This is a genomic window from Sanguibacter inulinus (assembly GCF_013415325.1).
Taxonomy (GTDB): Bacteria; Actinomycetota; Actinomycetes; order Actinomycetales; family Cellulomonadaceae; genus Sanguibacter; species Sanguibacter inulinus.
Window position 1 is genome coordinate 1 of record NZ_JACBYE010000018.1, and the last position, 21,757, is coordinate 21,757.

Here is a 21,757-nt window from a genome sequence, read left to right on the forward strand (position 1 = left end):
GGGAGGCACAGGCCAATCCTGCCCCGTCGGCCCGGAGGACGCAGCGCGCGACTCGCCAGCCTCCACATCCCTCACACACCCGCGCCCCGTCCGGGCGGCGCACGTGGTCAGGTGCGCCGGGTGGTCACGCCGTCACGCGGTCACGCGGTCACGCGGTCACGCGGTCACGCGACACTGGCGGCGTACCGCGCGGGGTCCGCGTCGAAGGCCGGCCCGCAACCTGCGCAGCCCGGGCGGGGGCTCGCCTCCGGGGATCTCATCACGTGGTGACGCTCCGGAACCCGCGCAGGCGCAGGCTGTTGCCCACGACGAAGACGCTCGAGAGCGCCATCGCAGCCCCTGCGAGCATCGGGTTGAGCATGCCGAGCGCCGCGACGGGGATCGCCGCGACGTTGTAGGCGAAGGCCCAGAACAGGTTGGTCTTGATCGTCCGGAGCGTCGCGCGAGACAACCGGATGGCATCGACGGCGCTGCGCAGGTCGCCACGCACCAGCGTGATGTCGGAGGCCTCGATCGCGACGTCCGCTCCGGTGCCCATCGCCAGGCCGAGGTCCGCCTGCGCGAGCGCCGGGGCGTCGTTGACGCCGTCGCCGATCATCGCGACGACCCTCCCCTCGGCCTGCAGGCGGGTGACGACGTCGACCTTGTCCTTCGGGAGGACCTCGGCGATCACCTCGTCGATGCCCACCTCCGCGGCGATCTGCCGGGCGACGGCCTCGTTGTCCCCGGTGAGGAGCACGGGGGTCAGACCGAGCGCCTTGAGCTGGGCGACGGCCTCGGCGCTCGTCGGCTTGACGGTGTCGGCGACCACGAGGACACCGCGTGCCTGCCCGTCCCAGCCGACAGCGACGACGGTCTTCCCCTCGCCCTCGGCCTGGGTCTTGGCAGCGACCAGCGCAGGGCTGAGCTCCTGGGACCACTCGGCGAGCAAGGACTGGCGACCGACGAGGACGGCACGGCCGTCCACGACACCCTGCACCCCCTTGCCCTCGACGTTGGCGAAGTCCTCAGGGACCGCGAGCGCCCCGACCTCCTGCCTCGCACCCTGGGCGACAGCCTGCGCGATCGGGTGCTCGGAGGCGTCTTCGAGCGAGCCGGCGAGCCGCAGCAGCTCGGCGCGGTCTGTCCCGGGCTCGACCACGACGTCGACGAGGGTCATCTTCCCTGTCGTGACAGTCCCGGTCTTGTCCAGGACGACGGTGTCGATCGCGCGGGTCGACTCGAGCACCTCCGGGCCCTTGATGAGAACGCCCATCTGCGCACCCCGGCCTGTGCCGACCAGGAGCGCCGTCGGCGTCGCGAGCCCGAGCGCGCAGGGGCAGGCGATGACCAGGACCGCGACCGCAGCCGTGAAGGCCGCGCTCACGGGGAAGCCTGCGCCCAGCCACCCGCCGAGCGCTGCGGCGGCGATCACGATGACGATCGGCACGAACACACCGGAGATCCTGTCGGCCAGGCGCTGGACCTCGGCCTTGCCGGTCTGGGCGTCCTCGACGAGACGGGCCATCTGCGCGAGCTGGGTGTCTGACCCGATGCGGGTCGCGCGGACCACGAGGCGTCCACCGGCGTTGGTCGTCGCGCCGGTGACGGCGTCCCCTGCCGAGACCTCGACAGGGACCGACTCACCCGTGAGCATCGACTCGTCCACGGCGGACGTCCCGGACACCACGACACCGTCCGTGGCGATCTTCTCGCCCGGCCGCACCACGAACTCGTCGCCCGCAGCGAGGTCCTCGACCGGGATCTTCGTCTCGACGCCGCCGCGCAGCACCGAGACCTCTTTGGCGCCGAGCTCGAGCAGCGCGCGCAGGGCCGCCCCCGCCTGCTTCTTGGAACGCTTCTCGAAGTACCGACCGGCGAGGATGAACATCGTGACGCCGGCACCCACCTCGAGGTAGATGTTCGCCGCACCGTCGGACGGTGCGAGCGTGAGCTCGAAGGGGTGCGTCATGCCCGGGGTGCCCGCGGTGCCGAAGAACAGCGCGTACAGCGACCACAAGAACGCGGCGGAGGTACCCACCGAGATGAGCGTGTCCATGGTCGCGGTGCCGTGCCGGAGGTTCGCCCACGCGGCCTTGTGGAACGGCCACGCCGCCCACACGATCACCGGGGCGGCGAGGACGAGCGAGGCCCACTGCCAGTAGGTGAACTGCCAGGCCGGGACCATGGCCATCGCGATGACGGGCACCGTCAGCACGACAGCACCGATCAGCCGGTGGCGCAGCGAGACCAGCTCAGGGTCTTCGCCGTCTGCGGTCGGACCGTCCGTGCTCCCGCCCACGGGGGCGGGCAGAGCAGCGCCGTACCCGGTCTTCTCGACCTCGGCTATCAGCATCGCCGGGTCGAACCCGTCCGGGACCATCACCCGGGCCTTCTCGGTCGCGTAGTTCACGGTCGCGACGACGCCGTCGAGCTTGTTGAGCTTCTTCTCGATCCGCATGGCGCAGGAGGCGCAGGTCATCCCGCTGATCTCCAGCTCGATGCCGGCGGTCACGCCCGGAGGGGCAGTCGTGCTCATGTCAGTTCCTTCTCTCGGCTGGTGGGAGTGGGTCCGACCTCTCGGTCAGTGCCCCTCCGGGTGCGGTCCGCTCTCGGGTCCCGCGGGGTCGGCGCCGGGAGCGGCGTCGAGCACGAGCTCGGCGGTGCGGACCTGACCGTCGACCTGGAAGTCCAGGTACAGCAGGTACCGGCCCGCGGTCGGGGTCTGGGCTGCGAAGGTGATCTCCGGCCCGGCTGTCTGACCGGGCTCCGGGTCGCCGCCCTCGGCGTGGACGTGCAGATAGGCGAGGTCGCCGTCGCGCAGCGCGACGAGGTGGCCGAAGGCCCCCAGGTACGGCTCGAGGGCGACGACAGGCTCGCCGTCCCTGGTGACGGTGAAGGTGAGCTCGCTGGCCTCCCCCGCGACCAGCTCGCCGTCGACGGTCACGGTGAAGCCGTCCACCTGGTCGCTCCGGGCCGGCTGCGGGACCACGGGGACCAGGTCCCCGGCGACCTGGACCGTGCGAGTCAGCGTGAGGGACTCCTCGGCGCCGGCCGGCGTGACGTCGGCGTAGACGCGGTAGCTCCCGGCTGCTGCCCACTCCCAGGGCGTCGACCAGGTCCCGGTGGTCTCGTCCAGCTCGGGGTGGACGTGGCGGAACTGGCTGCCGTCGGCCCGCACCACGATCAGGTGCAGGTCCTTCTCGTGCGCTGTCGTGTACTGCGTGACCGGCGCCCCCGAGGCGTCCCGGACCTGGAAGCTCAGCTCGCCGGTCTCACCGACCTGCATCGGTGCGTCGACCGACGAGAGCTCGTACCCGGCGGCGCCGAGCGCGAGGCCCGCGAGCCCGCTGTCCGCAGGTCCGGTCGCTGTGGTCTCTGTCGTCACGGCGCTCTCGGCTCCGTGGTCTTGTCCGTGCTCGTCCATCTCGTCCCCTCTGGTCCAGCTGTCGACGGTGCTCTCGGGCACGACCGCCCCAGCGACGCCGTAGGCGCCACCGAAGGTCAGCGCGATCCCGAGGCCGTAGAGACTCAGTCGCGCCCAGGTCTTCATGCGGACCGCACGGCCGAGTAGCCGGCCTCGTCGACGGCCGCCAGGACCTGTGCGTCGTCGAAGGCACCGGAGCCCGTCACGACGAGCCGGCCTGTCGCGGCGCTCACCTGGATGTCGACGACCCCGGCGACCGCGCCGACCTCCTCGCGGACCGAGAGCTCGCAGTGCCCGCAGGTCATGCCGCTCACCTGGTACTCCTTTGTGGCCATGACGGACCGTCCTCTCATGCGTCTGGATACCCCCACGGGGTACCTCGTGCCCTGGAACGTATACCCCGCTGGGGTATTCCACAAGGGCGGGTCGAGAGATGCCACGTTCGCTGCGCTCCAGAGTCTTGTATACCCCTACGGGGTACGTCCGTGGATCCGAACAAGTTGTTCACCAGCAGGTTCGGCTCGCGCTGACACCCATACCCCCCATGGGTATTTCTTGGCGAGCGCCGGGTCCACCGGCCCATCCTCAGGAGGAGATCTCATGTCTACCCACCCCCCCGCCGTCGTCCAGGAAGCGGTGGCTCGGCCTCGCGCTCATCGCCACGGCCCAGTTCGTGGTCATCATGGACACGTCGATCATCGGAGTCGCCCTCCCGGACATCCAGGCAGACCTCGGCTTCACGCCCGAGTAGTTGTCCTGGGTGTTCAACGCCTACGTCGTCGCCTTCGGGGGCCTGCTCCTGCTGGGCTGTCGCCTTGCCGACGTCTTCGGCGCCCGCAAGATCTTCGCGCTGGGCTGGGTCGTGCTGATCGTCGGGTCTGTCCTCGCCGGAGCCGCGAGCAGCATCGGGCTCGAGATCGCCGGCCGGGCGATCCAGGGTGCCGGGTCGGCGATGATCGCCCCGGCCGCACTGACCCTGCTGATGATGCTGTTCGGCGGCACACGCGACCTGCCGAAGGCCTTCGCCGTCTATGGCGCGGCGGCTCCGGTCGGAGGCAGCGCCGGGGTCTTCCTCGGAGGAGTCCTCACCGAGTACGCGAGCTGGCCCTGGGTCTTCTACGTCACCGTGCCGATCGCGGTCCTGGTGCTCGCGTTCACGGCGTCAGCCCTCCCGCGCACCGAGAAGAAGGCCTCAGGTTCCATCGACGTCGTCGGTGCGCTCACCGTGACCCTCGGTCTGGCGGCGCTCGTCTACGCGGTCGTCAACGCCCCGGAGGTCGGGTGGCTCGCGCTGCCGACCCTCGCCGCGCTGGCCGCCGGCGTCGTGCTGCTGGTGATCTTCTTCGTGGTCCAGGCGCGGAGCCGCAACCCTCTGCTCCGGCTCGGGCTGCTGCGTGCGCCTCTGCTCGCTGCCGCGAACGGCGCACAGCTGATGCTCGGCGCCGCGTGGGTCTCGATGTGGTTCTTCCTCAACCTCTACCTGCAGCAGGTCCTCGGCGCGAGCGCCTTCGCGGCCGGCGCGGCGCTCCTGCCGATGACAGGGCTCGTCGTGCTCGTCATGCTCGCTGTCGCACCTCGGCTCCAGGAACGCTTCGGCGCGAGGTCGCTCATCGTGACGGGGCTGCTGCTGCTCGCAGCCGGGCTCGTGTGGCTGTCCTTCGTCCGTCCTGACGGCAGCTATGCCGTCGACGTGCTGCCCGCCTCGCTCCTGGCCGCCCTCGGCATGTCCCTCACCTTCGTGCCGTCCCTCGGCACGGCGATCAACGCCGCGCCACCCGCTGAGACCGGAGTCGCGTCGGGCCTCGTGAGCACGAGCTACCAGATCGGCTCCGCGCTCGGGCTCGCCGCGCTCACGGCCATCTTCTACGTGGTCGCCGGCACCGACCCCGCACCGGTCGACCTCACAGCCGGTTACTCGGCCGCCTTCGTCGGAGCGGCGGTCCTCGCACTCGTCGGCGCTGTCGTGACGGCCGTCGCGATGTCGAGGCCCCGCGTGGGCACTCACGCGACCGACGCGCCGGTCAACGGCTAGCGGTCGGCGGTCGGCCAGCGGTCGGCATCGACCAGCGGGCGACTGGCGGTCAGCGGCCGGCTGGCGGTCAGCGGCCGGACAGCAGCGTGTGTCTCCTGCTCGTGCCAGGTCGACGCGACCAGCCTCTCGCAGGAGACCACGACCGGTCTCTCACCGGAGACGACGACGCCCGGTGGCCCCTCACGGGACCACCGGGCGTCGTCAGCAGGTCAGCGACCTACCTGTGAGCTGATGCTCAGGCGTTCCAGCGCGGGAAGGCCGAGGCACCGGCGTAGACAGCCGAGTCGCCGAGGGACTCTTCGATACGCAGGAGCTGGTTGTACTTGTTGATGCGCTCGCCACGGGCGGGGGCACCGGTCTTGATCTGGCCAGCGTTGGTCGCGACGGCGAGGTCGGCGATCGTCGTGTCCTCGGTCTCGCCCGAGCGGTGCGAGATCATCGCGGTGAAGCCGGCGCGCTGCGCGAGCTGGACAGCGTCGAGGGTCTCGGTGAGGGTACCGATCTGGTTGAGCTTGACGAGCAGCGAGTTGGCCGAGCGGGCCTTGATGCCCTTGGCCAGACGCTCCGGGTTGGTGACGAAGAGGTCGTCACCGACGATCTGCACCTTGTCGCCCACGAGGGCGACGAGCTCGGCCCAGGAGTCCCACTCGTCCTCGGACAGCGGGTCCTCGATCGAGACGAGGGGGTAGTCGGCGACGAGCTGCGCGTAGTACGCGACCATGTCGGCCGGGCTCGTGGCCTTGCCCTCGAACTGGTAGGCACCCTCGGAGAAGAACTCGGTCGCTGCGACGTCGAGCGCGAGGCCCACGTCGACGCCCGGCTTGAAGCCGGCCTTCTCGATCGCGACGAGGATCAGGTCGAGCGCGGCACGGTTGCTCGAGAGGTTCGGCGCGAAGCCACCCTCGTCACCGAGACCGGTCGAGAGGCCCTCGCTCTTGAGGACGGACTTGAGGGAGTGGTAGACCTCGGCGCCGATGCGCAGGCCCTCGCGGAACGAGGTGGCGCCGATCGGGGCGACCATGAACTCCTGGATGTCGACGTTGGAGTCGGCGTGCGACCCACCGTTGAGGATGTTCATCATCGGGACGGGGAGGACGTGAGCGTTCGGGCCGCCGACGTAGCGGAAGTACTCGAGGCCTGCGGACTCCGCAGCGGCCTGCGAGACGGCGAGCGAGACGCCGAGGATCGCGTTGGCGCCGAGCTTGCCCTTGTTCGGGGTGCCGTCGAGGTCGATCAGCGTGGAGTCGAGCTCGCGCTGCTCCTCGGCCTCGAGGCCGATGATCTCGGGGGCGATCTCTTCGTTGACGGCGTCGATGGCGCCCTGGACGCCCTTGCCGAGGTAACGGCCCTTGTCACCGTCGCGGCGCTCGACTGCCTCGAACGCACCCGTGGACGCACCGGAGGGCACGCCTGCGCGGGCGGACGAGCCGTCGTCGAGGACGACCTCGACCTCGACAGTGGGGTTTCCGCGGGAGTCGAGGATCTCGCGTGCGTAGACGACTTCGATGCTGGCCACAGATGCTCCTTCTAAGGACTACGGGTTTACGACCCAACACTAGTCGGATCCGGGCGGTCCTGGGGCGGGATGTTCGACCTATGGCGCACACGATCACGCCCGAGCCACCCCCGCGTCACCGCTGCGCCACGTCGGTCAGGGGCCCGCGTGACGCTCCACGTCACGGATCTCAGACTCGAGCGTGCGCAGGGCCGCGCGGAGCGCACCTTCGGCGTCGACGTCTGCCGCCTGGGCTCTGCGGACGACGGCGAGCAGCTCCGCGCCGACCTCCTCGGAGGTCAGACCTACCGGGCCGGGCGCCTTTGCCGCCCCGCCGTCCGCTGCCCCGTCGTCCGGCAAGCCCGCACGCTGGGCTCGCGAGACGACCTTCTGCGCGCGCGAGAGTGCGCCCTGGTCGAGAGGGATGCCGTCGAGGACCGACGCACGAGCCTTCTCCTGCTGCTTGATCTGGTCCCAGCGCGTGGTGAGGTGCGCGGCGTCGACGTACTCGTCGTCGCCGAACACGTGCGGGTGGCGACGGTGCAGCTTGGCGACGAGGTCGGCGGCGACGTCGTCGAGGGTGAAGGGGTCACCGTGGTCCTCCGCGGCGATCCGCGCGTGGAAGACGACCTGGAAGAGGACGTCGCCGAGCTCTTCGCGCAGCCCGGCCCTGTCCCCGGTCTCGATGGTCTCGACGAGCTCGTAGGTCTCCTCGAGCAGGTACCTCACGAGCGACTCGTGGGTCTGCTCGGCGTCCCACGGGCACCCGCCCGGGGAGCGCAGCACGTCCATCGCCTCGACGAGGTCGCGGAGCGGGTCGGCGTCGCGGAGCGCGTCGGCGTCGCGGAGCGCGTCGGCGTCGCGGAGCGGGTCGCGGACGGTGCCGGAGGGCTCGGTGCCTGACGGCTCGGTGCGGGCAGCAGAGGTCATGCTCCGATTCTGCCGCAGCCTCGACGCACGACGGGCTCGTCGCCACCACGAGGGTGGACGACGAGCCCGTCAGCGGGGGCTGGGGACGGCCTGCGGTCGCAGGCCGTCCTCCTCGGTCAGACCGAGACCTTCTCCTCCGCGCCGATCGCGGCGACGATGTCGTCGACGCGCTGCTTTGCGTCGCCGAAGAGCATCGCGGTGTTCTCCTTGAAGAACAGCGGGTTCTGGACCCCGGCGTACCCGGTGGCCATCGACCGCTTGAACACGACCACCTGCTTGGCCTTCCACACCTCCAGGACGGGCATCCCGGCGATGGGCGAGCCCGGGTCGTCGAGAGCGGCCGGGTTGACGGTGTCGTTCGCGCCGATGACCAGCACGACGTCGGTCTCGGGGAGGTCGTCGTTGATCTCGTCCATCTCGAGGACGATGTCGTACGGGACCCTGGCCTCGGCGAGCAGCACGTTCATGTGGCCCGGCAGGCGCCCGGCGACGGGGTGGACACCGAAGCGCACGTCGACGCCCTGGGCCCGCAGCCGCGAGACGAGGTCCGCGACGGGGTACTGCGCCTTGGCGACGGCCATGCCGTAGCCGGGGGTGATGACCACGGAGCGGGCTTCCGAGAGCATCTCGGCGACCTCGACGGCGGTGACCTCGCGGTGCTCGCCGTAGTCGGTGTCGTCGGAGCCTGCGGCGGGAGCACCGTCGTCGGAGCCGAAACCGCCCAGGATCACCGAGACGAAGGACCGGTTCATCGCCTTGCACATGATGTACGACAAGATCGCACCGGAGGAGCCGACGAGCGCACCGACGATGATCAGCAGGTTGTTGCTCAGCATGAACCCGGCCGCGGCGGCAGCCCACCCGGAGTACGAGTTGAGCATCGACACGACGACAGGCATGTCGCCGCCTCCGATCGACGCCACGAGGTGCCAGCCGATCGCGAGCGCGACGACCATCATGACGAGCAGCGGCCACACCGAGGGGCTGGCGAGGAACCAGACGAGCAGCCCTGCGCACGCGAGAAGCCCGGCGAGGTTGAGCAGGTTGCGCCCGGGGAGCGTGAGCGGCGAGGACTTGATGCGCGCCGAGAGCTTGAGGTACGCGACGATCGACCCTGTGAAGGTGATGGCCCCGATGAAGATCCCGAGGAACACCTCCACGAGGTGGAGCGTGTCTGCGTGGGTCTCGGTGAGGTAGGAGTTGACGCCGACCAGCACTGCGGCGAGACCGACGAAGCTGTGCAGCATCGCGATCATCTCTGGCATCTGCGTCATCTCGACGCGTCGTGCCTGCCAGGTGCCGACGCCCGCACCGACGACGAAGACCATCGCGATGAGCAGGGCTGTGACCAGGACCGGCCGCTCGCTGCTGTCGAGGCCGAGGGCCACGGTCGCGAGCAGGGCCAGCCCCATGCCGAGCATGCCGAAGATGTTGCCGCTGCGGGCTGTGCTCTGCTTCGAGAGCCCGGCGAGGCTGAGGATGAAGAGGATCGCGGCGAGGACGTACACGGCCTGCGCGAGGGAGGCGAGCGTCATGTCAGGCGTCCTTCCGGAACATGGTGATCATGCGGTAGGCCACGAGGAACCCGCCGAAGATGTTGATGCTGGCGACTGTCGCGGCGACGAGGGCGAGCGAGGTGACCCACCAGTCGTCGCTGCCGATCTGCAGCAGCGCGCCGACGAGGATGATCCCCGAGATGGCGTTCGTCTGGGCCATCAGCGGGGTGTGCAGCGAGTGGCTCACGTTGGAGATGACGTAGTAGCCCACGAAGACGGCGAGCACGAAGACCGTGAAGAACCCGACGAAGGCCGGTGGGGAGAACGCCACGGCCAGCCCGAGGAGCACTGCTCCGAGCCCGTAGGTCGCCAGGCGGCGCTGGCTCTGGCGCCGGGCGGCCTCGGCGGCCAGCCGAGCCGCCACCACGGGGTCGACGGCGGGGACCGCTGCGGCGACCGGGGCCGGCGCTGCTGCCGAGACCTGGACGGGCGGCGGGGGCCACAAGACCTCTCCCCCGAGCGTGACGGTCATCCCGCGCTGCACGACATCGTCCATGTCGAGGACGATCTGGCCGTCCTTGCCGGGCGTGAGCAGCTTCATGAGGTTGACGATGTTCGTGCCGAGGAGCTGCGAGGTGTGCTTGGGCAGCCGGCTCGCGAGGTCGGTCCAGCCGATGATCGTCACGCCGTCGTCGGTGACCACGACGCTCCCGGGGACCGTGAGCTCGCAGTTCCCGCCGCCTGAGGCGGCGAGGTCGACGACGACGCTGCCTGGACGCATGGCCGCGACCATCTCGGCCGTGATGGTCCGCGGAGCAGAGCCCCGCACGAGGGCCGTCGTGATGACGATGTCGGCCCAGGCGCTCTCCTGGGCGTACATGACGGCGGTCAGCCGCTCCTGCTCGTCGGTCATCGCCTGGGCGTAGCCGTCCGAGGACACCTCTTGCTGGGCGGCCTGCGCCTGGACGAACTCTGCGCCCATCGACTCGATCTGCTCACCGGCCTCGGGCCGCACGTCGAACGCTCGGACCTGCGCGCCGAGGCTGACCGCGGCGCCGATCGCCGCGAGCCCGGCGACGCCGCCGCCGATGACGAAGACCTTGGCCGGAGCGGTCTTGCCCGCTGCCGTGACCTGCCCGGCGAACATGCCGCCGTAGGCCTCGGCGGCCTCGATGACCGCGCGGTAGCCCGCGACGTTGGACATGGTGCTGAGGACGTCGAGCGCCTGGGCGCGGGAGATCCGCGGGACAGCGTCGAGGGCGAGGGCGTTGACGCCCTGCTGCCAGAAGGCCTGGACGAGGTCCGGGCGTGCGGCCGGCGCCATCATCGAGACGATCGTCGCCCCCGAGCGCAGCCGCGCGATGTCGTCGTCGGCCGGCGGGTTGACACAGGTGACGATGTCGCTGGCCCACACCTCGTCGTGGCCGACGACCGACGCCCCGGCGGCGACGTAGCTCGCGTCGTCGAAGCTGGCCTCTGAGCCCGCTCCGCTCTCGACAGCGACGTCGTAGCCGAGCGCGACGAGCTGCGCGACCGTGGTGGGGGTCGCCGCGACGAGCCTCTCCCCCGGACGTGTCTCGCGGGGTGCTCCGATCTTCATCGATTCTCCTCGTTCACTGGTCCGTGGACAGGCCGGTCGGCCGGAACCGGGTGCTGGGACTGCGTGCGCCCCGGCTGATGGAGCCTGGTCTACCACACACGGCGGTAAGCGTTTTCCAAGCGGCAGTCGACACTCCGTCACCGGTCTGGTCTGGAGGTGGTGGGGAGGCGTCGTGCGCCGACCCACCGTCCATGGTGACGCACGACTGACCGCGGACGCAGGGACCTAAGCCCTTGCTGACCTGCGTCGCCGGCCGGTCGCGTCGTCGCTGCGGGTACTGGGCACCCGGCCTGCCGTGGGCTCCCGGCCGGCTGCCCAGCGCGCCCGCTACCGGCGCGTCCCGACCGACGCTGCTGCCGACACGTCGCCCGTGATGACAGCGTCGATGAGCTCCGTGGCCCAGGCGAGGATCTCCGCCCCTCGCAGCGGCCGACCGCCGATGCGACCGGTGGTCGGGAAGGGCACGAGGACCGAGCGGATCGCCGGCTTGAGGATCGTGCCGGGGTACAGACGCTTGAGGCGCAGCTCAGCAGACTCGGCGAGGTCGACGGGCGCGAAGCGTACGTACTTGCCCTGGGCCGTGACGTCGGAGAGCCCGGCAGCCCGCGCGTGGTTGCGGAAGGCCGCCACGTCGAAGAGGTTGCCGACCACCTCGGGGACCGCACCGTACCTGTCGACGAGCTCGGCTCGGATGTCCGCGAGGTCGGCGTCGGTCTGGGCCGCCGCGATCTTGCGGTACGCCTCGAGGCGCAGCCGCTCGTGCGCGATGTACTCGTGCGGCAGGTGCGCGTCGACGGGGAGCTCGATGGTGACCTCGGGCGCCTCTTCCTCGGCCTCGCCGCGGAAGGCTGCGACGGCCTCGCCGACCATCCGCACGTAGAGGTCGAAGCCGACCCCGGCGATGTGCCCGGACTGCTCACCGCCCAGCAGGTTGCCTGCGCCGCGGATCTCGAGGTCCTTCATGGCCACGGCCATGCCCGAGCCGAGGTCGGTGTTGGCCGCGATGGTCGCGAGACGGTCGTGCGCAGTCTCCGTCAGGGGACGCTCGGGCGGGTAGAGGAAGTACGCGTACGCCCTGTCCCGCCCACGCCCCACGCGCCCGCGGAGCTGGTGCAGCTGGGAGAGGCCGAGCATGTCGGCGCGCTCGAGGATCAGCGTGTTGGCGTTCGAGATGTCGAGCCCGGTCTCGATGATGGTCGTGCAGACGAGCACGTCGAACTTCTTCTCCCAGAAGTCCATGATCACGCGCTCGAGCTGGTGCTCGCCCATCTTGCCGTGAGCCACCTCGATGCGAGCCTCGGGCACGAGCTCTTTGAGGCGCGCGGCCGTCCGGTCGATCGAGTCGACCTTGTTGTGCACGTAGAACAGCTGGCCCTCGCGGAGCAGCTCACGGCGGATCGCCGCGGTGATCTGCTTGTCGTCGTAGGCCCCGACGTAGGTGAGCACCGGGTGGCGCTCCTCAGGCGGCGTCGCGAGCGTCGACATCTCCCGGATCCCGGTGACAGCCATCTCGAGGGTCCTGGGGATCGGCGTCGCGCTCATCGCGAGGACGTCGACGTTGGTGCGCAGCTGCTTGAGCGTCTCCTTGTGCTCCACGCCGAAACGCTGCTCCTCGTCGACCACGACGAGCCCGAGGTCTTTGAAACGGATGGACCCTGACAGCAGGCGGTGCGTCCCGATGACCACGTCGACGGTGCCGTCCTTGAGACCGTCGACGACCTCCTTCGCCTCCTTGTCGGACTGGAAGCGCGAGAGGCCCTTGACCACGACGGGGAATCCCGCGTAGCGCTCGGCGAAGGTGTCGTAGTGCTGCTGGACGAGCAGGGTGGTCGGGACCAGGACCGCGACCTGCTTGCCGTCCTGCACGGCCTTGAAGGCAGCCCGGACCGCGATCTCGGTCTTGCCGTAGCCGACGTCGCCGCAGACCAGACGGTCCATGGGGATCGTCTTCTCCATGTCCTGCTTGACCTCGTCGATGGTCGCCAGCTGGTCGGGGGTCTCGGTGTACGCGAAGGCGTCCTCGAGCTCGCGCTGCCACGGGGTGTCCGGCCCGAAGGCGTGGCCCTTGGTCGCCATGCGCGCCGAGTAGAGACGGATGAGCTCGGAGGCGATCTCCTTGATCGCCTTCTTCGCCCTGCCCTTCGTCTTGGCCCAGTCCGAGCCGCCCATCTTGTTGAGGGCCGGGGACTCGCCACCGGTGTACTTGGTCACCTGGTCGAGCTGGTCCGTCGGGCAGAAGAGACGGTCTCCGGGCTGGCCGCGGCGCGAGCTCGCGTACTCGATGACGAGGTACTCACGGGTCGCGGCAGCAGCACCGCCACCCAGGGTGCGCTGGACGAGCTCGATGAACTTCCCGACACCGTGCTGCTCGTGCACCACGAAGTCGCCAGCCCTCAGCTGGAGGGGGTCGACGATGTTGCGGCGCTTCGACGGCATCTTGCGCATGTCGCGGGTCGAGGACCCGGCACGGCCTGTCATGTCCGACTCGGAGAAGACGGCGATCTTGAGGTCGGGCGCGACGAACCCTGGGCCGAGCGGCGCCGGGGTCACGAGGACCACCCCGCCCTCGGGGTCCGTGGTGATCTCCCCGACGAGACGCGCCGGTGCGTCGGCGCTGCTCAGCTGCTCGACCATGCGCTTGGCCGGGCCGTGGCCCTCGGTCGTCATGATGAGTCGCCAGCCGGCGTGCTGGAGCCCGCGGACGTCGTCGAGGGCGCGCGAGACGTCACCGTGGTACGCCTCGACCTCACGGGCACCGATGCGCAGCACGTCGGCGTCAGGGTCCTGGACGGGGGCGTCGTCGTCGGTGTCGTCCTCGGGGTTGTCGAGGCCGAAGGGGCTGAGGGTCCACCACCCGAGTCCGCGGCGGGCCGAGAGGTCGCGGGCGTCCTCGATGGTGTCGAAGGACGCGGCGCTGAGGTCGATCGGCGTCGAGCCGCCGGCTGCGGCGGACGTCCAGGCGGCGGCGAGGAACTCCTGGGTGGTCGCCACGAGGTCGTGCGCCCGGCGGCGGACCCGCTCCGGGTCGCTCAGCACGACGAGGGCGTCGTCGGGGACGAGGTCCAGGACCGGCACCATGCGGTCCACGAGGACCGGGGCGAGGGACTCCATGCCCTCGACGGCGATGCCGGCGCCCATCTTGTCGAGCATCTCGGCGGCGCCGGGGAGCTGCTCGACGAGGGCCGAGGCGCGGTCGCGCACGTCGTCGGTGAGCAGCATCTCGCGGCACGGCGGCGCCCAGACGCCGTGATCGGCGATCTCGAGGCTGCGCTGGTCGGCGACGGCAAACCAGCGGATCTCCTCGACCTCCTCGCCCCAGAACTCGACACGCAGCGGGTGGTCCTCGGTCGGCGGGAACACGTCGAGGATCCCACCGCGCACGGCGAACTCGCCGCGGCGCTCGACCATGTCGACGCGTGCGTAGGCGGCTGCGGACAGCCTGTCGGCGACGTCGGCGAGGTCGGCGCGGTCACGGACCTCGAGGCGCACGGGCTCGAGGTCGCCGAGCCCCTCGACGACAGGCTGGAGCAGGGCGCGCACGGGCATGACGAGGACGCGGACCGGTCCTGTCATGCCGAGGTCGGCCGAGGGGTGGGCCAGACGGCGGAACACGGCGAGGCGCTTGGCGACGGTGTCAGACCGCGGAGACAGACGCTCGTGCGGGAGCGTCTCCCACGCGGGCAGCACCGCGACGTCGTCGTAGGGCAGATAGCAGCGCAGCGCCGAGGCGAGGTCGTCGGCCTCGCGGCCCGTCGCCGTGACGACCACGAGCGGGCGCGAGCCGTCGGCGCCGGTCTCCGGGATGAGGCCTTCGCTCGCACGGGCACCGGCCATCGCGGCCAGCAACGGCGGGCGCACGCCCGCCGGGCCGATCACGTCGAGCGCGCCGCGGGACCGCACACGGTCGACCGTGGCGCGCGCGCCCTGGTCCTCGAGGAGAGCGGAGATGATGCCCGTGAGATTCATATGTCCTTCACCAGTGCCGACGATCGGCCGGCCAGACGCCGGTCGTGCGCCCGCGCTGCGCCCGGCACAGCTGGTCGGGGCAACGCGAACAGGCCCGAATCATGAATGATCCGGGCTACGTGGTTCTAGCGTACGACGCACCACCGACATCGCGCGGGGAGGCCCCCGCCAGGACCGAGGAGGCCCCACGGGCACCAGGGTCAGCGCTGGTCGTCGGGGATCGGGATCGGCTGCGGGCCGGGCCGCGGCGTCCGGTCCGGCGGGGTGAGAGGGCCGGGCTCACCACCGGGGCCTGTGGGCACCGGGAGCGGGAGCGGGTCGACCGTCGGTCCCGGGGCTGGTGCGACCGGGGTGCTGGTCGGCGGTGGCTGCTGCTGGAGCAACCACTCCTCGTGCGAGTCAGCGACGATCCCGGCAGCATGCTGCAGGCTCGCCGTCGTCGCGCGGAGCCTGGTCGTCGCCGTCTGCACGTCGCTGAGCCTCGTGCGGTCCACGTCGGCGTCGAGGGCGCTCTGCGCCACCGCGAGCGCGTCGACCAGCCCAGTGCGCGACGCGGGGTCGGCGACCTTGCCGTCCGTCGCCCTGAGGAGCTCGTCGGCGGAGAGGACAGCCGTCTCGAGGGTCGAGCGCGAGGAGTCGAGGTCGGCGAGCGCCGCGTCGAGGTCGGCGTCGGGGGTCGACGTGGCACTCGGCTCAGCCGTCGGTGAGCTGGTGCCTGGGTCGTCGGTCACCGTGCCTCCTGGGACAGGCTCGCGCTGGCTGGCGAGCAGCACGAGCACGACGACCGCTCCGACCACGAGCAGCACGGACAGGAGCGCGAGGAGGATCTGCCTCTGGCGGCGGGCGGACAGCGCGTCCGGTGCGCCGTCGTCGGGCAGATGGTCGAGCGGCGAGCGGTCCTGCGGCATCACGGCCCCTGTCAGTGGCATCGGTGCGGCTCGTTCGAGGGGTGAAATCTACAGGCTCGGAGAGCCTGCTGTCAGACCACTCGTCCGCGGCTCTGGTGAACCTGTCACGCCCGGGCTGTGGACGGAGGCGATGCCGGCGCCGGCCCCGCCGTCGTCGCCAGCTCTGCCTCCGCGAGCGCAGCCCGCACGGGTGCGAGCCCGTCCTCGTCGTACCTGTCGCCGACGTCGTCGAGCATGTACCGGCACGCCCAGGCCGTGGCCCGGGCTGGCACCAGGTCGAGCTGCGCGCTCTCGGTCCACCCCTCGAGGAAGGCTCGCCAGGTCGGGTCCCCGAGCAGCGGGACGGCGTGGGGGTCGAGGTGGAAGATGCTCGCCGTACGCGCCCGGTCGAGGGCGGCAGGCCCGGCCGCGGCGTTGGTCCAGTCGATGACGGCGGTGACCTCGTCGTCGTCGCCGAGCACGATGTTGAGAGGGTGCAGGTCGAGGTGCAGCAGCACGTCCTCCTCGCTCCTGGCGTGGTCGTCGTCCCCTCGAACCCTGGCGAGCCCCGCAGGCGGCCGGACGGTGCTGATCGCGACCTGGGCTCTGCCGCATGCTGCCCCACGCCTGCGCGCCCTGTCGAGGCTCATCCCGTCGAGCGCAGCCGCGTCGGTCCCCGGCGCACGGCGGATCAGTGCCGCTGCACCGTCGCCCGAGGGGCTGTCGTACCGGTCCACGAGCTCGGGCACCGGGACCACGGCTGCTGCGGCCGAGGACGCGAGGTGCTCGTGGTCGAGCACCTGCGGCCAGCTGAGACGCAGCACGACGTCGTCGACTCCGAGCACCCGCCCGGTCGCCCCTCCGAGCGGCACGAGCCGCTCCGGGTCCAGCCCGAAGCTGCGCGACGCGTCGCGCACCAGCCGGGCGACGTCCTGCTCGTCCATGACCTTCCCCTCCCTGCGACAGACCGGTGTCGCGCAGACCGATCATCACCCATGGTGACTTCTCCCCCAGCCTCCCACGAGAATTCAGCCCCTTGACCTGCGCTCACGCGGCTACGATCGGCGTGCCTGCAGCCCTCCGGTCGCAGAGCCCCTCACGAGAGAAGGCACTCCCACCATGTCGCCGTCCCTGTCCCGCCCCTCCGGCCTCCCCCTCCGCGGCCTGTCCGTCGTGGCACTGTCGGCCGTCGCTGCCCTCGCCCTGTCGAGCTGCTCCGTCTTCGACAGCTCGGGTTCCTCGAACGAGCCCCCGCGCGACGAGACGAACGGCCAGATCACCGAGACGGCCGACGCCGACGTCTTCTCGATCAAGGTCGGCGACTGCCTCGACTACGTGGCCCTCGGGTCGGGCGAGATCAACTCGGTCCCCGTGGTCCCGTGCGGCGAGCCGCACGACGGCGAGGTCTACGCGGAGATGTCGCTGCCCGACGGCGACTACCCCGGCGACGACGCCATCAGCCAGCAGGCAGACACCTACTGCTACGACCAGTTCGCGACCTTCGTCGGCATCCCCTGGGACGACTCGTCGCTCGACTACTCCCCGCTGACCCCGACGGCTGACAGCTGGGAAGGCTTCGACGACCGTCTGATCCAGTGCGTCGTCGCCTCGCAGGACGACGTCACCGAGTCCTTCAAGGGCTCGCAGCTCTGAGCTGCTCGGACGACAGGCCACGGGCCGCCCTACCTCTAGGTAGGGCGGCCCGTGGCCTGTGAGCAGGCTGTCGTCTGTGAGCAGACCTCAGAGGGTCAGCTGGGCCTCAGAGCGACACCCCGACGAGCACGGGCTCAGGCACGAGCTCGATACCGAAGGCGGCGTCGACACCGCCCCGGACCTCTCGCGCGAGCCGCACGATGTCGTTCGCGGTCGCGTGGCCACGGTTGGTGAGGGCGAGCGTGTGCCGGGTCGAGACCCTCGCGGCGCTGTCCGGCCCGTCGACGCCGTATCCCTTGCCGAAGCCGGCACGCTCGATGAGCCACGCGGCCGAGACCTTGACGACGCTCGGGTCGATGGTGCCGAGGGCAGGGCCTGTCGTCGTGGTCGGGGTCGCCGTCCGCACGGGGAACACCGGGACGCCCTCGGGCAGGTCCGCGACGAGGTCCGCGGGGATGATCGGGTTGGTGAAGAAGGAGCCGGCGCTCCACCGGTCGTAGTCCGGCTGGTCACCTGTGTCGAGCAGCATCCCCTTGCTGCCGCGCAGCTCGAGGACGGCGTCGCGCACAGCGCTCGTCTCGGCGCGGGCGCCCTCCTCGACCCCGAGCCGGCGGGCGAGCTCGGGGTACACGATGGGCGTCGAGAGCGTCCCGATGCGCAGCTGGAAGCTCACGTCGAGGACGACGTAGCGCGGGCTCGGGTACCACGGCGCCCGCGGGTCGACGTCGCCAGGCTCGCCTGCGCGCGAGTGCGGCATCTGCGTCGAGCGCTTGAGCATCGACGTGCGGTAGCCGAAGTCCAGGTCGACGAGGGACAGTGTGCGCACACGACCGCGCCCGCGGTCCCAGACCCTGACGTTGGCGACAGAGCCGGAGATCTCCTGGCCGTAGGCGCCGATGTTCTGGACGGGGGCTGCGCCGACGGTCCCCGGGATGCCCGAGAGAGACTCGACGCCGACCCAGCCACGGTCGATGACCTCGGCGACTAGCTCGTCCATGCTGTGCCCTGCCGGCGCCGTGAGGTTCGCACCACCGCAGGAGTCGGCGCTCTCGACCCGCAGCCCGGAGCGCTGGTCCTGGATCACGACCCCGGAGAAGCCCTCGTCGGCGACGAGCAGGTTGGAGCCGCCGCCGAGGATCAGCACGGGCTCACCCGCGTCGTCGGCCGCCCGGACGGCGTCGATCAGCTCGGCCTCGGTGGTCGTGCGGACCAGGGTGTCCATGTCCCCGCCGACGCGCAGCGTCGTGAGGTCGGCGAAGGTGGGCTCGGCCAGTGTTCTCAGGTCCTCGGTCACCCCGCCAGTTTAAGACTCCGAGCCCTGTCTGCGCTGCGCTGGGCAGGTGAGGATCTAGCGCAGGCGAGCTGACAGGAGCCAGACCGGCGGGGCAGCACGCCTCAGCCGCGCGAGCGGGCCTCGGCCCGGGCGACGTCGTCGTCCTCGTCCATGAGCACCTCGACGGCGAAGGCGTCGGCGACCATGTTCTCGGCCACCGCCATCTCCATGCCGAGGGTCGTGGTCTCGGTCCGACGCTCGTCGTCGGTCGGCGCCGAACCGTCGACCCGCGAGCTGTCACCCTGGGCACCCGTGGTGTCCTCGGGGACCAGGCGGGCGACGTGCTTGGACAGCAGGATCGAGAGCACCACGAACACGGTGATGCCGGTGAGCGTCTGACGCGCACCGATCGACTCGGCCAGCAGGCCGACCACCGGGGGCGCGACGAGCGAGGACATCGAGGCGAAGGCCGAGACCACCGAGACACGAGCCGCGGCCTTGAGCGGGTCGTCCGAGGCGGCCGCGATGCCGACAGGCACAGCCAGAGCCGCGCCGAAGCCCCAGAGGACGACGCCGACGGCGGAGACCGCGAGGGTCGGGCCGAAGCCGAAGAGCAGGAGGCCGACCATCGAGACCACGCCCGAGGCCCGCAGCACGAGCACGCGCCCGTAGCGGTCGATGAGCCGCGTGCCGAAGATCCGCACGACGGTCATGGCGGTGACGAAGGCACCGAAGACCAGCGCACCGGTGCTCTCCGAGGCAGCGAAGCCGTCGACGACGCTGATCGCCAGCCAGTTGTTGGCCGAGCCCTCGGACAGCGATGCGGCGAGGATGACCACGCCGATGAAGAGGGTGCGCGGCTCGCGCCAGGCACCCAGGGCGGACGCCAGGCTGGCACGCCGGGCGCGGACCACGGCACGGGCACCTGTCGTCCCTGGAGCAGCCTGGACCACACCGCCGCGGATCTCGGCCTTCTGCACCCGACGCACCCGGGCTGTCGACGCACGCTCCCAGCGGACCTCGCCCGCGAGGTGCGTGTCGTGGATGATGTAGCGCACCGAGACCAGGCGCCAGACGAGCGTCAGCGTCGTCATCACGAGGAACTGCACCACGACGGGGACCTCGAGAGCCGAGGACCCGGCGCCGATGAGCGACCCGAGGACGGCGCCGATCGAGAAGGCTGCGTGGAACTGGGGCACGATCGCCCGACCCATCCGCCGTTCGACGCTCGCCGTCTCGACGTTCTGCACCACGTTGAGCAGCGCGATGCTCATACCGTTGAGGAAGATGCCCACGACCAGCACCCAGGTGTGCCCGACCGCGGGGCCGATGCCCTCGAGGGCCAGCGCGAGGAAGCTCGACGAGGCCGCGAAGACGTAGACCGGCGTCCCGCCGAAGCGCAGCACGATCGATCCCGCGAAGGTCACCATGACGAGGGAGCCGACGGCTCCGGCCAGCATCACGGCGCCGAGGTCGGCTGTGGTCAGCCCGAGCATCTCCCGGATGGTCGGCAGGCGCGCCAACCAGCTCGAGGTGTTGACCCCGAGGATGAGGAAGAGCCCGAGGAGGGCGATGCGCGCGTGGTGGAGGGCGCGGTCGGGTGAGGTCGAGGCCTTGATCGTTCTGTTCCTTCGCTGTCGAATCGATTCGAACGCCTGCCACGGTACTGATCGAATCGTTCCGAGGCTTGCTGACAATTGTCAGGTACGCTGGCGGCGTCCGTCAATCAGATGCGCCCAGGGGAAGCGAGGATCACATGTCGGTTCACCGTCCGACGCTCGCGAGCGTCGCCGAGGTGGCCGGTGTCTCGATCTCGACAGCCTCTCTCGCCTTCGCCGCCTCCGGGCCGATCGCCGAGAAGACCCGCGCCCGCGTCATGGCCGCAGCCGAAGAGCTCGGCTACCGCGGCCCGAACCCGCTGGGGCGCCAGCTGCGCTCCGGCCGCTCGGGCATCGTCGGCGTGGTCATCGGCGACAAGCTGCGCCGGTCGTTCCGGGACCCTGTCTCCGTCCAGGTCCTCGACGGCCTGGCCAGCACCCTCGGCTCCCTCGGCCTGGGGGTCCTGCTCATCCCCGGGACGAGCGACGAAGAAGGCCTGCAGACCGTCGACCCGCTCATCGAGACCGCCGCGATGGACGTCGCGATCCTCATCTGGGGTGTCCATGCGAACGACAAGAGCGTCGAGGCGCTCGAGCGCCGCGGCGTGCCGATGGTCGTCGGGGAGGGGCGCCCGCTCGAAGGTGCCCCGCTCGTGGGGATCGACGACCGCGGCGGAACCGCCGAGCTCACGCGGTACCTGACGGATCTCGGCCACGAACGCATCGCCGTCGTCAGCCTGCCCTTCTCGGCCGACAGGCGCTCGGGCGAGGCCACCTCCCTCGACGACATCGAGTGGACCCCGACGCGCAACCGTCTCGCGGGGATGCACGACGCCGGGGTCGACCCCGTGCTCGTGTGGGAGACCGAGGCGTCGCTCGTCGAGCACGGCCACGCCGCCGCGATGGAGGTGCTCTCCCCCGAGCGCTGGCCTGACGTCTCGCAGCGACCGACGGCCCTCGTCGCCCAGTCAGACCTGCTCGCGGCCGGGGCGATCCTCGGCGCCCGCGAGCTCGGCCTGCGGGTGCCGGAGGACGTGTCGATCGCCGGCTTCGACGGCCTCGACCTCCCGTGGCTCGGGGCCGACGTGCTGACGACCGTCCGTCAGCCCCTCGCCGACAAGGGTGCCGCCCTCGGTCACGCCGTCGAGGGGATCCTCGCGGGCGACGAACCTACGGTGACGATCCTCGGCGTCGAGCTCGTCGTCGGCACGACCACAGCTCCCCCAGCACAGAGCTGATCAGTCCCGCGTCTCCCAGAGTCACGAGGTCTCCACCGAGTCGCGAGGTCGTACCCGTAGGCACGAGGTCTCACCCGTGGGCACGAAGTCTCACCCGTGGGCACGAGGTCGCCCCGGAGTCGCGAGGTCGTACCCGTAGGCACGAAGTCGCATCCCCAGTCACGAGGTCGTACTCGGTGGCAC

The 21,757-nt window shown here is 70.8% G+C and carries 16 protein-coding genes; 4 read left to right on the forward strand and 12 right to left on the reverse strand.

The genetic code is table 11. The features are described 5' to 3' along the window. Positions 1-259: 259 nt before the first annotated feature. The 3 genes from HZZ10_RS08980 to HZZ10_RS08990 are packed head-to-tail and all read right to left on the reverse strand — an operon-like array spanning position 260 to position 3,741. The gene (locus tag HZZ10_RS08980; protein WP_179913251.1) at positions 260-2,518 is read right to left on the reverse strand and encodes a heavy metal translocating P-type ATPase; all 2,259 of its coding nucleotides are present in this window, start codon (positions 2,516-2,518) and stop codon (positions 260-262) included. A 45-nt stretch (positions 2,519-2,563) separates the two neighbouring features. Next, a complete protein-coding gene (locus HZZ10_RS08985) occupies positions 2,564-3,532 on the reverse strand; it encodes a DUF8832 domain-containing protein (RefSeq protein ID WP_179913252.1) in 969 nt (322 codons plus the stop codon). Next, complete coding sequence (locus HZZ10_RS08990) at positions 3,529-3,741, reverse strand: heavy-metal-associated domain-containing protein (RefSeq protein WP_056136635.1); 213 nt, start codon at positions 3,739-3,741, stop codon at positions 3,529-3,531. The genes HZZ10_RS08985 and HZZ10_RS08990 overlap by 4 nt, the downstream gene beginning before the upstream one ends. A gap of 209 nt (positions 3,742-3,950) precedes the next feature. On the opposite strand from HZZ10_RS08990, the gene HZZ10_RS19145 reads away from it, so the two are divergent. Then, positions 3,951-4,157: a hypothetical protein gene (locus HZZ10_RS19145; protein WP_218928605.1), complete on the forward strand. Its 207-nt coding sequence runs from the start codon at positions 3,951-3,953 to the stop codon at positions 4,155-4,157. 9 nt (positions 4,158-4,166) lie between these two features. Continuing rightward, the gene (locus tag HZZ10_RS08995) at positions 4,167-5,438 is read left to right on the forward strand and encodes an MFS transporter (protein WP_218928606.1); all 1,272 of its coding nucleotides are present in this window, start codon (positions 4,167-4,169) and stop codon (positions 5,436-5,438) included. A 235-nt stretch (positions 5,439-5,673) separates the two neighbouring features. Here HZZ10_RS08995 and eno read toward each other — a convergent pair whose 3' ends face one another. The 7 genes from eno to HZZ10_RS19150 all read right to left on the reverse strand — a co-directional run bounded on the left by eno (position 5,674) and on the right by HZZ10_RS19150 (position 16,756). After that, positions 5,674-6,954: a phosphopyruvate hydratase gene (eno, locus tag HZZ10_RS09000; RefSeq protein WP_179913253.1), complete on the reverse strand. Its 1,281-nt coding sequence runs from the start codon at positions 6,952-6,954 to the stop codon at positions 5,674-5,676. 135 nt (positions 6,955-7,089) lie between these two features. Beyond that, positions 7,090-7,863 carry a nucleoside triphosphate pyrophosphohydrolase gene (locus tag HZZ10_RS09005; protein WP_179913254.1) on the reverse strand — a complete coding sequence of 258 codons (774 nt, stop codon included), beginning with the start codon at positions 7,861-7,863 and terminating at the stop codon, positions 7,090-7,092. Between the two features lie 116 nt (positions 7,864-7,979). Then, positions 7,980-9,398: a Re/Si-specific NAD(P)(+) transhydrogenase subunit beta gene (gene pntB / locus HZZ10_RS09010; RefSeq protein ID WP_056136631.1), complete on the reverse strand. Its 1,419-nt coding sequence runs from the start codon at positions 9,396-9,398 to the stop codon at positions 7,980-7,982. Between the two features lies 1 nt (position 9,399). Further along, on the reverse strand, positions 9,400-10,959 hold the full coding sequence (locus tag HZZ10_RS09015) for a Re/Si-specific NAD(P)(+) transhydrogenase subunit alpha (RefSeq protein WP_179913255.1): 1,560 nt from the start codon (positions 10,957-10,959) through the stop codon (positions 9,400-9,402). A gap of 327 nt (positions 10,960-11,286) precedes the next feature. Next, the gene (mfd, locus tag HZZ10_RS09020; RefSeq protein WP_179913256.1) at positions 11,287-14,925 is read right to left on the reverse strand and encodes a transcription-repair coupling factor; all 3,639 of its coding nucleotides are present in this window, start codon (positions 14,923-14,925) and stop codon (positions 11,287-11,289) included. Between the two features lie 200 nt (positions 14,926-15,125). Then, a complete protein-coding gene (locus tag HZZ10_RS09025) occupies positions 15,126-15,854 on the reverse strand; it encodes a hypothetical protein (protein WP_156382885.1) in 729 nt (242 codons plus the stop codon). An 83-nt stretch (positions 15,855-15,937) separates the two neighbouring features. Beyond that, entirely contained in the window at positions 15,938-16,756 is an 819-nt protein-coding gene (locus HZZ10_RS19150; protein ID WP_218928607.1) for a phosphotransferase family protein, read from the reverse strand. A 175-nt stretch (positions 16,757-16,931) separates the two neighbouring features. On the opposite strand from HZZ10_RS19150, the gene HZZ10_RS09035 reads away from it, so the two are divergent. Continuing rightward, entirely contained in the window at positions 16,932-17,465 is a 534-nt protein-coding gene (locus HZZ10_RS09035; RefSeq protein ID WP_179913257.1) for a septum formation family protein, read from the forward strand. 106 nt (positions 17,466-17,571) lie between these two features. Here HZZ10_RS09035 and HZZ10_RS09040 read toward each other — a convergent pair whose 3' ends face one another. Together HZZ10_RS09040 and HZZ10_RS09045 are read right to left on the reverse strand one after the other, a co-directional pair. Beyond that, positions 17,572-18,759 (reverse strand): UDP-N-acetylmuramate dehydrogenase, encoded by a 1,188-nt coding sequence (locus tag HZZ10_RS09040; RefSeq protein WP_179913258.1) that lies wholly within the window; start codon positions 18,757-18,759, stop codon positions 17,572-17,574. Positions 18,760-18,860: 101 nt separating this feature from the next. Next, positions 18,861-20,234 (reverse strand): MFS transporter, encoded by a 1,374-nt coding sequence (locus HZZ10_RS09045; protein WP_228087325.1) that lies wholly within the window; start codon positions 20,232-20,234, stop codon positions 18,861-18,863. Between the two features lie 260 nt (positions 20,235-20,494). On the opposite strand from HZZ10_RS09045, the gene HZZ10_RS09050 reads away from it, so the two are divergent. Then, on the forward strand, positions 20,495-21,574 hold the full coding sequence (locus HZZ10_RS09050; RefSeq protein ID WP_179913259.1) for a LacI family DNA-binding transcriptional regulator: 1,080 nt from the start codon (positions 20,495-20,497) through the stop codon (positions 21,572-21,574). The last annotated feature ends 183 nt before the right edge of the window (positions 21,575-21,757 follow it).

Excerpts from the sequence above, each read along its gene's own strand:
- HZZ10_RS08980 (WP_179913251.1), bottom strand. The coding sequence starts at position 2,518 with ATGAGCACGACTGCCCCTCCGGGCGTGACCGCCGGCATCGAGCTGGAG.
- HZZ10_RS08985 (WP_179913252.1), bottom strand. The coding sequence starts at position 3,532 with ATGAAGACCTGGGCGCGACTGAGTCTCTACGGCCTCGGGATCGCGCTG.
- HZZ10_RS08990 (WP_056136635.1), bottom strand. The coding sequence starts at position 3,741 with ATGGCCACAAAGGAGTACCAGGTGAGCGGCATGACCTGCGGGCACTGC.
- HZZ10_RS19145 (WP_218928605.1), top strand. The coding sequence starts at position 3,951 with ATGGGTATTTCTTGGCGAGCGCCGGGTCCACCGGCCCATCCTCAGGAG.
- HZZ10_RS09005 (WP_179913254.1), bottom strand. The coding sequence starts at position 7,863 with ATGACCTCTGCTGCCCGCACCGAGCCGTCAGGCACCGAGCCCTCCGGC.
- pntB (WP_056136631.1), bottom strand. The coding sequence starts at position 9,398 with ATGACGCTCGCCTCCCTCGCGCAGGCCGTGTACGTCCTCGCCGCGATC.
- HZZ10_RS09015 (WP_179913255.1), bottom strand. The coding sequence starts at position 10,959 with ATGAAGATCGGAGCACCCCGCGAGACACGTCCGGGGGAGAGGCTCGTC.
- mfd (WP_179913256.1), bottom strand. The coding sequence starts at position 14,925 with ATGAATCTCACGGGCATCATCTCCGCTCTCCTCGAGGACCAGGGCGCG.
- HZZ10_RS09025 (WP_156382885.1), bottom strand. The coding sequence starts at position 15,854 with ATGCCACTGACAGGGGCCGTGATGCCGCAGGACCGCTCGCCGCTCGAC.
- HZZ10_RS19150 (WP_218928607.1), bottom strand. The coding sequence starts at position 16,756 with ATGGACGAGCAGGACGTCGCCCGGCTGGTGCGCGACGCGTCGCGCAGC.
- HZZ10_RS09035 (WP_179913257.1), top strand. The coding sequence starts at position 16,932 with ATGTCGCCGTCCCTGTCCCGCCCCTCCGGCCTCCCCCTCCGCGGCCTG.
- HZZ10_RS09045 (WP_228087325.1), bottom strand. The coding sequence starts at position 20,234 with ATGCTCGGGCTGACCACAGCCGACCTCGGCGCCGTGATGCTGGCCGGA.
- HZZ10_RS09050 (WP_179913259.1), top strand. The coding sequence starts at position 20,495 with ATGTCGGTTCACCGTCCGACGCTCGCGAGCGTCGCCGAGGTGGCCGGT.